Here is a 13,080-nt window from a genome sequence, read left to right as displayed (position 1 = left end):
CTGCATTGCGCCGATGACGGGCGCAAGACGCTCGCCTATCCTTGCCGTATGGCAGCACCCGATCCGACCTCGATTGCCGGCAAGGCCTTCCCGCTTCACGGGAATTTCGACCATGTGGTGGTCGGCGCCGGCGAGGCCGGCATCGAAGCCGCGCGCGCCGCGGCCACCGGCGGCGCGAAGACGCTGCTGGTGGATGAACATCCGCTCGACCCCGGCCTGTTCGGCCTCGACATCCCCTATCTGTTCGGTGCCCGCTTCGATGCGGCGATCCTGAACGCGTCGCGGATGGAAGAACGCATCGTCACCGCGCGCCCCGCACTGATGGCCGCCATGGAAGACGGTGTCGAGGTCGCGCTCGGCACCGCTGCCTGGGGCGGCTTCGTCCGTGGGCAGGCCAGTCGCGCACTGGCGAAGCCGCTGCTCGGCCTGGCGGATCGCGACGCCGCCTGGCTCGTCGGTTTCGACCGGCTGACCATCGCGACGGGCGCACGCGACGTGGTGCTCCCCTTCCCCGGCTGGACGCTGCCGGGCGTGATGGGAGCGCGCGGCTTCGATGCCGTGCTGCGGCTGTATGGCGCGTTCACCGGGCGACGCATCGCGGTGCTCGGCGGCGGCGCGCTGGCCGATGGCGTGTTCGCTGCCGCACGAGAGGCGGGGCTTGATGTCGTCGCCCGCCTCACCGCGCCGGCGCCGCTGCGCATCGAGGGGCGCGAGGAAGTCACCGGCCTCGCCTGGCAGGATGGCGAGCAGCGGCAAACGGTTACCTGCGACACCGTTGTCATGGCGGTGGATACGGTGCCAATGGTGGACTTGCCCGATCTGCTCGGCGCCTCGATCGGCTGGGATGCGGCGCGCGGCGGTTTCGTGCCGGCCGCCTCGGGCGTCATCGCCATGGTCGGAGACGTCGCGGGCACGGTGCCGGCGATGCGCGCGGCCTGGCTGGATGCCGCCCTGGCCGAGGACCACGCGCTGGTTTGCGCCTGCGAGGATGTGACGGCGGGCGACCTGCGCGCGCTGCGGCCGCCGCGTTACCTCGATGCCGCGGGGCCGCAGGCCGGGCTTGCGGCGCTCGGTCCGCTGAACCAGGACCAGGTGAAGCGATTGACGCGCGCCGGCATGGGGCCCTGCCAGGGGCGTCGCTGTCGCGAGGCGGTGCATGCGCTGCTGTCGCGCGATGGGGTCGCGCCCTTGGCATCGCATCGCGCGCCCTTGCGGCCGCTGCCTTTGTCGGTGCTCGCCGCGCTGGAGGAGGACCCGACGCTGCGTGCCAACTGGACCGGCTGGTTCGGCATCGCCGCGCAATGGCTGCCGCATTGGGAACCGGCGCCGGAGGATGCCGAATACATCGGCGGCCGGCTCAGCGGAGAGGATGTGGTGAAGTGATCGTCATCGTCGGCGGCGGCGTCACCGGCCTGTCCACCGCCTTCTGGCTGGCGCGCGATGGTCATCCCGTCACGGTCGTCGAGAAGGGCATCGTCGGCTGGGAGGCCAGTGGTCGCAACGGCGGCGGCTGCACGCATCCCTACTCGCCCCTGTTTCGCGAGGAGCAGCGGCTGTGGCCGATGATGGACGAGTTGCTCGGCCACCCGACGGAATGGCGGCCGCATCGGCTGAAGGTGGCGCTCGATGACGGGCAGCTCGACCGCTTGTGGAAGTCGACGAAGCTCGCGACGGATCAAGGCTTCGAAGCGGTGAAGCTTGACCGCGCCGAGATGCGCGAGCTGGTGCCCTGGGTCGGCGACAATGCCGTGGGCGGCATTCATTGGCGGTATGGTGGCCACGCCAATCCGCAACGCACCAGCCAGGCCTATGCCTGGGCGGTGGAACGCCTCGGCGGTCGCATCCTGCAGCACACGGCGGCGCGCGGCATCCGCACGCAGGGCGGCCGCGCGGTGGCGGTCGAAACCAGCGCCGGCGAGATCGGCTGCGATGCCGTGGTCATCGCAGCGGGTCCGCATACGGCGGCACTCGCCGCGCCGCTCGGCCATCGCGTGCCGATGGCACCCGCGCGCGTCGAGATGATCGTCACCGAGCCGCTGCCACCGATTGTCATGGGCGGTGTGGACGGCAACGGGCTGTATGGGCGGCAGACACTGCGCGGCAACCTCGCCTATGGCGGCGGCCCGCATGAATGGATCGACCTCGATGGCGAGGCGACGCCGCGGCCGGTGAATTCACCCGTGGTGGCGAGCCTGGCGCGACGGCTCAACGAATTGTTCCCGCGCCTGGGGCATGTGCGCGTCATCCGCTCCTGGGGCGGCATCGTCGAGAACACGCCGGATGGGCGACCGATCCTCGATCGGCTGGAGGACCCTGGCAATGTCGTGGTGGCCAGCATGTCATCGGTCGGCTTCGGCCTGTCGCCGGCAACGGGGCGCGCCTTGGCGCAACTGGTGCTGCAAGGCCATTGCGACTTCGCCGATCTGTCGCAACTGAAACTGTCGCGCTTCGGCAATCTGCCACTGGACTGGCGCAGCCGGCAGGGCTGGGACGCCCTGCCGGTGTGACGCCTGGGGCGCTTTACGCCCAGGCCCAGTTGTAGACGTTCCAGGTGATGTCGGTGACGTATTGGTTCGGCGTCGGCCCCTGGAGCTGCTTGCGCTTCAGATGCCCTTGCACCGAACCGCCCTGCGCGGCGAACGGCACCTCCTCATGCAGGATGGCCTGGATCTGCTTGTAGGTGGTGATGCGGTCGGCCTGTTCGGTCTGCGTCACGCCGAGTTCGAGCAGGCGATCCACCTCCGCATTCTCATACTGCACGTAGTTCGACCCCTGGCGGTGCTTCACCGGGATCATCCTGGAATGGCAGCGCGCCGTGTAGTCGGGGTCGAGGCCCACCGTCGGGTCCCACGCCACCAGAAGCGTGTCGAAGCGCGACTGCGTGGTGTATTCGCCCCACACCACCGACGCCGGCATGTTGCGGATTTCCATCTCCACGCCGATCGCCTTCCAGTTCTGCTGGAACAACGCCTGGCAACCCTGCCGCGCGACGTTGCCAGCGGTGGTGGACATGGTGAATTTCAGCTGCACGCCGTCCTTGGCGCGAATGCCGTCGGCACCCTTGCGCCAGCCGGCTTCGTCCAGCAGGCGTTCCGCGCCGGGCGCATCGTTGGTGTAGTCGCGCAGGTCGCTGTTGTAGGCCCAGTGCGTCGGCTGCAGATAGGACAGGGTGCGCGGCCATGTGCCGAAATAGATGTCGTCGATCGACTTCTGCATCTGCGTCGCCATCGTCAATGCCTTGCGCACCCGCGGGTCGGCGAATTGCGGCTTGCCGCAGTTGAAGTAGATGAACTGCACATTCGGCGTCGGATAGAGCAGGAAGTCGCGATCAGGGAAGGCGCGCGCCTCCGTGAACCGATCGGGCGGCACGCCACCGAGCGCGAAGTAGTCCACCTCTCCGGTGCGCGCCTGGCCATAGGCGGCCATCTGGTCGGGCACGAATTTGTGGATGAACTGACGCGTCTTGGCCGGGCCGCGGTGATAGTTCGGGTTGCGCTCATAGACCATGTGGCTGCCGGCCGTGCGGCTGCGCAGCAAGTATGGCCCGGTGCCGACCGGCTGGCTGTTGAAGGCGGCAGTCTGGATGTTCGCCTCGCGCCCCAGGATGTGCTGCGGGACGATGTGCATGTTCTGCCACGCCCAGAGGAACGGCACGAAAGGACGCGACAGTTCCATCTCGACTGTCAGGTCGTCCTTCACGCGAAACGCCTTGATCAGGTCGAAGCCCGAGCGCGACCGCACCGCGACCGCCGGGTTCATGATGGTCTGGTAGGTGAATTCCACATCCTTCGCGGTGAAGGGCTGCCCATCGGACCATTTCACGTCGCGCTTGAGCTTCACCGTCCAGGTCAGCCCATCGGCGGAAATGCCACCATTCTGGCGGGACGGCACCTCGGCGGCGAGATTGGCGAAGAACTCGCCCTTCTCGTTCACGTCCCACAGCGCGTCGAACAGGCAGGCTTCCGGCACATTCTCGGTGCCGGCATTGACGTACAATAGCGGATTGAACTGCACCGGCTCCTGCGTCATCGCGAGGATGATGCGATCGCGATTGATCGACTGTCCCCAGACCGTCGGCGCGGCGAGCAGCGTCGCAGAACCGGCCAGCACGCCGCGGCGGGAGATCCTGATGGTCATGTCGCAAGCCTCCTTCTTGTTGTTGGTCACGGATCCATGCGCAGGCGCGGGTCGAGCGCATCGCGCAGCCCGTCACCCAGGAAGTTGAAGCCCATCACCGTGAGGGTGATCGCCACGCCTGGCAGGATGGCGAGCCACGGCACGGTATCGAAATACCCCTGCGCGTTGGTCAGCATGTTGCCCCAGGACGCCAGCGGCGGCTGCACGCCATAGCCGAGATAGGAGATGTAGCTTTCCATCAGCACGGCGGAGGCGACCTTCAGCGTCGCCGCCACCAGGATCGGCGCAGCGGCATTGGGCAGCAACTCGCGAAACATGATGCGCGTACGCGACGCCCCGAGCGCCCGCGCCGCAGCGACGAAGTCCTGCTCCTTGAGGTTGAGGATCTCGGCACGAACGATTCGACTGACCTCCATCCAGGATGTCAGGCCGATGATGAGCGAGATCGACAGCAATGTCGGCGGCACGAAGGCGGCGACCACCAGCAGCAGGAAAACCTGCGGGAAGCACAGCATCGTGTCGACGAAACGCATCAGCAGCGTGTCCACGAAGCCGCCGATGAAACCCGCGGTGATGCCAATCAGCGCGCCGGTCATCACGGTAGTGATCATCGCAACAAGCCCAACCGTCAACGAGACGCGCCCACCCCACAACAGGCGCGACAGCGTGTCGCGGCCGAGTTCATCCGTGCCGAGCGGGAAATGCCAGTCCGCGAAAGGCGGGCGGAACCGCAGCGCGGTGTCGAGCAGCGTCGGGTCCTGGGGGGCCAGCAGCGGCGCGAACAGCGCCGAGGCCAGCAGCAGCGCCACCACGAAGCCGCCGGCCAGCGCCAGGCGATGGCGGCGGAAGCGCGACCAGATGCGCCCGGACTGGCTCTGCGGCGGGGCGGCGGCGGCGCTCATGACAGCCGCACCCGCGGGTCGATCAGGGCGATGGCGATGTCGGCGAGCAGGTTGCCGATGATGACGAAGATCGCCGTGAACATCATCATCCCCATCAGCACCGGGTATTCCTTCATGCTGAGCGCATCGACGAACAGCCGGCCCATACCCGGCCAGCCGAAGATCGTCTCGGCCACCAGCGCGCCGGAGAACAGGAAGGGCAATTCGACACCGAGCAGCGCGATCAGCGGCTTGGCGGCGTTGGGGAAGGCGTGGCGCAGCAGCCGCGCGCCCGGCGGCACGCCCTTGGCGCGCGCCGTGCGCATGAAATCCTGATGCATCACCTCGAGGAAGGCCGAGCGCGAATACCGGCTCCAGGTCGCGGTGATGACCAGCGCCAGCACCATTGTCGGCAGCACGAGATGCCGCAGAAGGGAGAGCAGGTTGCCCTCCTCGCCGAGTTCCCACATGCCGCCCGAGGGCAGCCAGCGCAGTTCGATCGCGAAGACGAAGATCGCCATCAGCCCGAACCAGAAGGTCGGGAAGGACAGCGCGAACAGCGCGCCCGTCGTCGCCAGCACGTCGAACACCGAGTACCGCTTCACCGCACCGAGCACGCCAACCGACAGGCCGAGCACGATGGCGACCGACAAGGCCGACCCCATCAGCAGCAGCGTCGCCGGCACGCGTTCAAGGATGACATCCAGCACCGGCCGCCCGCCGAAGAAGGTGTAGCCCCAATTGCCGGAGAAGATGCCCGTCGCCCATTTGACGTATTGGATATGCAGCGGCTGATCGAGGCCGAAGATGACCTTGATGCGCTCGATGTCCTGCACCTGGATGGTCGGATTCAGCGTGTAGATCGCCAACGGCCCGCCCGGCGCAAGATGCATCAGCCCGAAGCCGATCAGCGACACGCCGATCAGCAGCGGGACCGCCTGCAACAGGCGCTTGGCGATGAAGCCGATCATGGCGTCACCAGATGACAGGCGACGGCATGGCCAGGTGCGATGATGCGCGACGCCGGCGCTTCTTCGGCACAGCGTGGCATCGCATGCGGGCAGCGCGGGTGGAAATGGCAGCCGGACGGCGGACGCGACGGGCTCGGCACGTCGCCCTGCGGGACATGGCGGGCACGGCGGCGGCCCGGCACTGGTTCCGGCACGGCCGAGAGCAGCGCCTGGGTGTAGGGATGCCGCGCCTCGAAGAACAGCGCCTCGCGCGGGGCGGTTTCCACCACGCGGCCGAGATACATCACCGCGACGCGGTCCGCGACATGACTGACCACGGCAAGGTTGTGCGAGATCATGATGTAGGCGAGGCCAAGTTCCGCCTGCAGCCGCTTCATCAGGTTGATGATCTGCGCCTGGATCGAAACATCGAGCGCGCTGACCGGCTCATCCCCGATCACCAGTTCAGGCCGCAGCGCCAGGGCGCGCGCGATGCCTATGCGCTGGCGCTGCCCGCCGCTGAATTCATGCGGATAACGGCGCGCGGCCTCAGGCGGCAGACCGACGGTGCGCAGCAACTCGGCGACACGATCGGCACGATCCTTCGCGTCGCCGATGCGATGGATCTCGAAGGGCGCGGCCAGGATGCCGCCCACGCTCATGCGCGGATTCAGGCTGGCATAGGGGTCCTGGAAGACGATCTGCATGCGCCGGCGGAACGGCGAGAGCTGCCTCGCCGAATGATGCGTGATCTCCTCGCCATCGAAGCGGATCGACCCGCCGGTGGGTTCGATCAGCCGCAGGATGGATTTGCCCGTGGTGGTCTTGCCGCAGCCGCTTTCGCCAACGATGGCGAGCGTCTCCCCGCGTGCCACCTCCAGCGTCACGCCATCCACCGCGCGCACCGTGCCGGTGCGCCGGCGCAGCAGCGCGGAACGGATCGGGAAATGGACCTCGAGGCCCGTGACCCGGAGCAATGGTTCAACCATGGACCGGATTCCAGCAGGCGACGCGATGACCGGGCGCGACCTCGGCCAGCGGCGGCGGCTCAGCCGCGCAGCCCGAGATGGCGCGCGCGCAACGCGGCATGAAGGCGCAGCCGATCGGGCGCTCGGCGGGGCCGGGCACCATGCCGGGGATCTCCGGCAGGGTCGCCGGCGGCATGCGCTCGATGCGCGGGATCGAGGCGAGCAACCCACGCGCATAGGGGTGGCGCGGGTCGGCGAACAACTCGGCGACGGGCGCTTCCTCGACGATGCGGCCCGCATACATCACCGCCACGCGATGCGCCGTCTCGGCGATCACCGCGAGGTCGTGGGTGATGAGCAGGATCGCACTGCCCATCTCGCGTTGCAGTTCGGTCAGCAGCTCCAGGATCTGCGCCTGCACCGTGACGTCGAGCGCCGTGGTCGGCTCATCGGCGACCAGCACCAGCGGCCGGCAGGCCAGTGCGATGGCGATCATCGCCCGCTGCCGCATGCCGCCCGAGAGCAGGTGCGGATAGGCGCGCAGCACCCGCGCCGGATCGGGAATGCCGACCAGGCGCAGCATCTCCTCCGCCCGCGCCATCGCCGCGCGGGTTGGCAGTCCGAGGTGGCGCATCAACGGTTCCGCGATCTGCCGCCCCACGGTCATCACCGGGTTCAGCGAGGTCATCGGTTCCTGGAACACCATCGAGATGGCATGGCCGCGCAGCGCGGACATTCGCGTCTCGGTCAGCAGCATCAGGTCCTGGCCATCCAGCACGACCTGCCCGCGCGGCAGATGGTCCAGCGGCGGCTCCAGCAGGCGCATCAGCGTCAGCGCGGTCAGCGTCTTGCCGCTGCCGCTCTCGCCCACCAGACCGAGCGTCTCGCCACGGCGCAGGTCGAAGGACACGCCATCGACGGCGCGCAGCACATGCGGCGGCACCGGGATATGCAGCGTCAGGTCGCGGACGCTCAGCAGCGGCGCTTCGGCGGCGGCCGCCCCTGCATGCCGCGGGAGGGTCGCCTGGGCGGTCACGCGATCACCACGCCGTCGCCGGAACCGGCCTCGACCAGCCAGTGGAAGAAGGGCTCAGCCAGGGTCGAGAAAACCGTCAGCTCGAAGCTCGGCGCGTCATCGACCTGATGCAGCAGGCAGCCGATATGGGCGATCTGCGTCATGGCCGCACGGCCGGGGCCGAAGGCGCGGGTATGCAGGTCAAGGCGGCAGCCGCGCGCGAGCACCGCCCGCGCGGCGGGGCCGGAGACCGTGATGGTGGTGCGGCCATGGCTCTGGTCCTCGACCGCCGCGAGACCCACGAAGGCCAAGGCGGCGCGTTCGGCCAGGCCAGGCCCGGCGCCGGTCAGCATGAAGCCGCCGGGCTGAATCCAGATGGCGGTGACGGCGCCGCCGGCCAATGTGTGGCCGGGCGCCGGCGGCGCCATGCCGAAACTCGCCTCCATGGCTGCGGCGAAGGCCTCCTCGCGGCCGCGCCGGACCATCACCTGCACCGTCTCGCGCACCGGCAGGCTGACACGCAGCGGTGCGACGCCCGCCGCGCCGCGCAAGCCCGGCGTGGCGACGGCGGCCAGCGGATGGGTGGCTTCAGGCGCGGACAAGGCGGTTCTCCGGATCATAACCATGCGGGCTGACCACGCGCACCGGCACCTCTTCGCCCATCAGGGGATTGGCGGCGAGGATCGTGCTGCCGATGCGCGCTTCGCCCTCCCGCAACATGCCCAGCCCGATCCAGCCCGGATCGACGACCGATTGCGTCGCGCTGGTGATCCAGCCCTGGTCCCGGCCATCCACCAGCAGATGCGCCCCGGCACGGATCTGCCGCCGCGGATCGACGCTGCGCAGCCCGACCAGCCGCGGCCGCGACGGGTCGGTCATGCCCGGCCGTTGCGCCAGCACGCGCCCGATGAAATCGCCCTTCTTCTTCAGCATGCGACCGAGGCCGAGGTCATGCGCCGTGGTCTGCCCATTCAGTTCCGACCCGGCGACATGCCCCTTCTCGATGCGCAGCAAGCCAAGCGCCTCCATGCCGTAGGGCTCGATGCCATGCGTGGCGCCAACCTGCATCGCGGCGCGCCAGACATGCGCGGCATGACCGGCCGGCATCGCGACTTCGTAGGCCAGTTCACCAGAGAAGGAAATTCGGAACAGCCGCGCCGGGACCCCGGCGGCGATGCAATCCGCCACCGCCATGAAGGGGAAGGCGTCATTCGACAGGTCGATGCCCTCCACCATGCCGGCGACAACCTCGCGCGCCTTCGGTCCGGCGATGGCGACCGCGGCCCATTGGTCGGTGACGCTCGCCAGGCTGACATCGAGATCCGGCCAAGCGCTGGCGAGATGGAATTCCAGATGCTGCATCACCGGCCCGGCCTGCGCCGTGGTGGTGGTGACGAAGAAGCGCTCCGGCCCGATGCGGCTCGTGGTGCCGTCGTCAAAGACGATGCCGTCCTCGCGCAGCATCAGCCCGTAGCGCGCCCGCCCGACCGGCAGCGTCGAAAACGTGTTGGCATAGACGCGGTCGAGGAAGGTCGCCGCATCCGGCCCCTCCACCGCGATCTTGCCGAGTGTCGAGACATCGCAGATGCCGACACGCTGCCGCACCGCGCGGGCTTCGCGCAGCACGCTGGCCCAGGCATCGGCATCCTCGCGTTTCGGGTAATAGGCCGGGCGCTTCCAGATGCCGGCATCCATCCACACCGCACCGGCCGCGTCATGCACCGCATGCAGCGACGTGCGCCGCACGGGCTGGAAATGCTTGCCCACCTCCTGCCCGGCCATGGCACCCCAGGCGATCGGCGCGGTGTAGGGGCGGAAGCGCGGCAGGCCGACCTTGGCGACCGGCTCACCACGCGCCTCGGCCAGCACCGCGGCGCCGACGATGCCGCCGGTCTTGCCCTGGTCGGTGCCCATGGCGTGGGTGGTGTAGCGCTTGGCGTGCTCGATATGGCTGAAGCCCTCGCGATGCGCGAGACGGATGTCGTTGGTGGTGACGTCATCCTGCAGATCGACGAAGGCCTTGCCGCGCCCCTTCACCTCCCAGACCGGATACGAGCAATGGTCCGCCGCCAGCGTGTCGGGAAGCGTATTGTCAGGACCGGCGGCGAAGCCCGCGGCGATGGCGGCATCGCGCCCCGCCGCGGCCCCATCCGCCGCAGCCGCGCCAATGCCGTTGACGCCACGGCAGGCACCCGCGCTGCGCTCGCGCTGCACGGGCGTGCCCGGAACGAAGGTGTGCAGCGCCTCATCCCAGGCGAGCGCCGCGCCGGACATGGAAGCGAGATGCACCGCCGGATTCCAGCCGCCGGCAACCATCAGCAGATCGACCGGCACCGCATCGCCGCGCGCGCCACTGCCCTGCGCGCCGATGGCGATGCCGCGCAGCGCATTGCCGCCCATCGTGCCGCTGACGACACTGCCCGCCTTCACGCTGAAGCCCGCTTCCCGCGCGCGTTGCATGGCCGCGCTATCGCTGCGCGGGTCGATGATCGCGGCGATGCGCGCGCCGGCCTCGGCTATCGCGAAGGCGGCGTCATAAGCACCGTCATGCGTCGCGAACAGCGCTGCGGTCTCGCCCGCCCGCACCCCGTAGCGACGCGCATAGGTCCGCGCTGCACCAGCCAGCATCACGCCGGGACGGTCATTGCCGGGGAAGGCGATCAGCCGTTCATGCGCCCCGGTCGCCAGCACGACCTCCTTCGCGCGGATCGTCCAGTAGCGCTGGCGCGGCGTATGCGGCGGCGGTTCGGCCAGATGGTCGGCAAGGCGTTCCACCGCCCCCAGCACGCCCTGGTCGTAGAAGCCGAAGACGGTGCTGCGCGGCATCAGCGTGACCTCGGGCATCGCGGCCAACGCGGCGACCGTCTCGCGGCGCCAGGCTTCGAGGCCAGGCTCGTTCAGCAGGTCGCCACCGAGCATGAAATCCTGCTCCATCAGGATCACGCGCGCGCCGGTCGCGCCCGCCGCGCGTGCGGCGGCGAGCCCCGCCGCGCCCGCGCCGACCACCAGCACATCGCAATGCGCATGCGCCGCGTCGTAATGGTCGGGATCAGGCAGTCTGGACGCCCGGCCAAGACCGGCCGCCTTGCGGATCATCGGCTCATAGACCCGCTCCCAGAAGGCGGCAGGCCACATGAAGGTCTTGTAGTAGAAGCCGGCGCCAAGCCAGGGCGACAGCAGCCCGTTCACGGCCATCCAGTCAAAGGCGAGCGAGCCGCGCCGGTTCTGGCTGGTCGCCGACAGACCATCGAACAACTCGGCGACGGTCGCGCGCGTGTTCGGTTCGCGCCGCGCACCTTCGCGCAGTTCAACCAGCGCATTCGGTTCCTCGACGCCGGCGGAGAAGATGCCGCGCGGCCGATGATACTTAAAGGAGCGCCCGACCAGCCGCACGCCATTGGCAAGCAGCGCGGAAGCGAGGGTATCGCCCGCATGGCCCTCATATCGACGGCCATCGAAGCTGAAGGACAGCCGCGTCGCGCGATCGACATGGCCTCCGGTGGCAAGGCGGTGCGGCTGCGTCATGCCCCCGGCACCTCCAGCGTCTCGGTGGCCGTGGCGACGGCGCGGATCTCATGCGTCACTGTATGGCGCAGCAGCTTGAGGAAGGCGCGGCAGCCGCTGCTGTGCTGCCACCATTCCGCCTGCCAGCCGCGCGGATTGGTGCGCAGATATAGGTAGTCATGGAAGGCATCGACGCCGGCGTCGGGGCCGGGCCGCGCCACCGTCGCATCGCCGCGATAGGTGAATTCGATCTCGTCGCGCGCGCCGCAATGGGGGCAAGGGATGCGCAGCATCTACTGCGCCCAGAAGAAGGGGCCGTTGCCCCGTTCGTCGAGCATGCGGCCCTCGCGGAATCGATCCAGCGTATGCGCGGCGTTGAGCCGGTGCGGCTCATCCTTCGCGATCGTCCAGGCGTGGCACCAGCCGGAACCGGGCGTCGCTTTGAAGCCGCCATAGCACCAGCCCGCGGTCATATAGAGTCCCTGCACTGGCGTCTTGCAGATGTAGAAGGACCCATCTGGCGTCATGTCCATCACCCCCGCCCAGGAGCGTAGCCCACGCAGCCGCCCCAGTGCCGGGATCATGCTGACGCCGGCGGCATAGACGTGTTCCGCCTCGGGCAACGTGCCGCGCTGGCCGTAGCTCGGGTAGCCGTCCAGCCCGCCACCGAAGACCAGCCCTCCCTTGTCCGACTGGCTGACGTAGAAATGCCCGGCGCCGAAGGTGACGACGCAGTCGATCAGCGGCTTCAGCCCCTCGCTGACGAAGGCCTGCAACAGATGCGTCTCGATCGGCACGCGGAAGCCGGCCATCTCGGTCAGCGTGCTGGTGTGACCGGCAACAGCCAGACCGACCTTCGGCGCGCGGATCTCGCCGCGCGAGGTGCGCACGCCCTGGATGGCGCCGCCCTCCGCGATCATGCCAGTGACTTCGCAATGCTCGATGATGTCGACACCGCGCGCATCCGCCGCATGGGCGAAGCCCCAGGCCACCGCATCATGCCGCGCCGTACCACCGCGCCGCTGCAACAGCCCGCCCATCACCGGATAGCGGCCATTGTCGAGATCGACGATCGGGCACATCGCCTTCACGCCCTCGCGGTCGATGATCTCCGCATCGATACCGTTGAGCCGCATGGAATTGCCGCGCCGCAGCGCCGCGTTGCGCTGCGCGTCGTTGTGGAACAGGTTGATGACGCCGCGCTGGCTCATCATCACGTTGTAGCCGAGCGACTGCTCCAGCCCTTCCCACAGCTTCAGCGAGTGCTCGTAGAAATTGTTGTTCTCGGGCAGCATGTAGTTGGACCGGACGATCGTCGTGTTGCGCCCGGTGTTGCCCTGCCCGATCAGCCCGCGCTCCAGCACCGCGACGTTGCGGATGCCGTGCACCTCCGCCAAGTAGAAGGCGGTGGCCAGGCCATGCCCGCCGCCGCCGATGACGACGACGTCGTAGGATGCTTTCGGCGCAGGCTTGCGCCACGCGGGCTGCCAGCCGCTGTTGCCGCGGAACCCCTCGCCGAGAATGCGTAAGCCAGAATAGCGCGCCATCGGGATCCTTCGATCGTGGCCCGCGCAACGTTAGGGTCGTGCATTCGCCGCTGGCAAGACAGCGAGGGGTGACGACCG

At 68.7% G+C, this 13,080-nt stretch carries 11 protein-coding genes; 2 read left to right on the top strand and 9 right to left on the bottom strand.

What is annotated here, in order from left to right; translation table 11 throughout:
* Window positions 1-48: 48 nt before the first annotated feature.
* Entirely contained in the window at window positions 49-1,383 is a 1,335-nt protein-coding gene (locus tag IEY36_RS13860; protein ID WP_188967664.1) for an NAD(P)/FAD-dependent oxidoreductase, read from the top strand.
* Window positions 1,380-2,507 (top strand): NAD(P)/FAD-dependent oxidoreductase, encoded by a 1,128-nt coding sequence (locus IEY36_RS13855; protein ID WP_229681308.1) that lies wholly within the window; start codon window positions 1,380-1,382, stop codon window positions 2,505-2,507. The genes IEY36_RS13860 and IEY36_RS13855 overlap by 4 nt, the downstream gene beginning before the upstream one ends.
* Before the next feature lie 13 nt (window positions 2,508-2,520).
* On the opposite strand, the gene IEY36_RS13850 is transcribed toward IEY36_RS13855, so the two are convergent.
* From IEY36_RS13850 to IEY36_RS13810, 9 genes are read right to left on the bottom strand one after another with little or no spacing between them, the layout of a single operon-like run.
* Complete coding sequence (locus IEY36_RS13850) at window positions 2,521-4,137, bottom strand: peptide ABC transporter substrate-binding protein (RefSeq protein WP_188967662.1); 1,617 nt, start codon at window positions 4,135-4,137, stop codon at window positions 2,521-2,523.
* A gap of 26 nt (window positions 4,138-4,163) precedes the next feature.
* Window positions 4,164-5,039 carry an ABC transporter permease gene (locus tag IEY36_RS13845; protein ID WP_188967661.1) on the bottom strand — a complete coding sequence of 292 codons (876 nt, stop codon included), beginning with the start codon at window positions 5,037-5,039 and terminating at the stop codon, window positions 4,164-4,166.
* Window positions 5,036-5,989, bottom strand: coding sequence for an ABC transporter permease (locus IEY36_RS13840; protein WP_188967660.1), 954 nt, complete (start codon window positions 5,987-5,989; stop codon window positions 5,036-5,038). Before IEY36_RS13840 ends, IEY36_RS13845 begins: the two co-directional genes overlap by 4 nt.
* Window positions 5,986-6,957 carry an ABC transporter ATP-binding protein gene (locus tag IEY36_RS13835; protein ID WP_188967659.1) on the bottom strand — a complete coding sequence of 324 codons (972 nt, stop codon included), beginning with the start codon at window positions 6,955-6,957 and terminating at the stop codon, window positions 5,986-5,988. The genes IEY36_RS13840 and IEY36_RS13835 overlap by 4 nt, the downstream gene beginning before the upstream one ends.
* A complete protein-coding gene (locus IEY36_RS13830) occupies window positions 6,950-7,972 on the bottom strand; it encodes an ABC transporter ATP-binding protein (protein ID WP_229681307.1) in 1,023 nt (340 codons plus the stop codon). The genes IEY36_RS13835 and IEY36_RS13830 overlap by 8 nt, the downstream gene beginning before the upstream one ends.
* Window positions 7,969-8,553: a sarcosine oxidase subunit gamma gene (locus IEY36_RS13825; protein WP_188967658.1), complete on the bottom strand. Its 585-nt coding sequence runs from the start codon at window positions 8,551-8,553 to the stop codon at window positions 7,969-7,971. Before IEY36_RS13825 ends, IEY36_RS13830 begins: the two co-directional genes overlap by 4 nt.
* Window positions 8,540-11,476: a sarcosine oxidase subunit alpha family protein gene (locus tag IEY36_RS13820; protein WP_188967657.1), complete on the bottom strand. Its 2,937-nt coding sequence runs from the start codon at window positions 11,474-11,476 to the stop codon at window positions 8,540-8,542. The genes IEY36_RS13825 and IEY36_RS13820 overlap by 14 nt, the downstream gene beginning before the upstream one ends.
* The gene (locus tag IEY36_RS13815) at window positions 11,473-11,748 is read right to left on the bottom strand and encodes a sarcosine oxidase subunit delta (RefSeq protein ID WP_188967656.1); all 276 of its coding nucleotides are present in this window, start codon (window positions 11,746-11,748) and stop codon (window positions 11,473-11,475) included. Before IEY36_RS13815 ends, IEY36_RS13820 begins: the two co-directional genes overlap by 4 nt.
* Window positions 11,749-13,002, bottom strand: coding sequence for a sarcosine oxidase subunit beta family protein (locus IEY36_RS13810; protein ID WP_188967655.1), 1,254 nt, complete (start codon window positions 13,000-13,002; stop codon window positions 11,749-11,751).
* Window positions 13,003-13,080: the final 78 nt, after the last annotated feature.

Origin of the sequence: Neoroseomonas lacus (genome assembly GCF_014644535.1) — a bacterium.
Lineage (GTDB): Bacteria > Pseudomonadota > Alphaproteobacteria > Acetobacterales > Acetobacteraceae > Neoroseomonas > Neoroseomonas lacus.
Note: the sequence above shows the minus strand (reverse complement) of the source record. Positions and strands in the feature narration are given on the sequence as shown.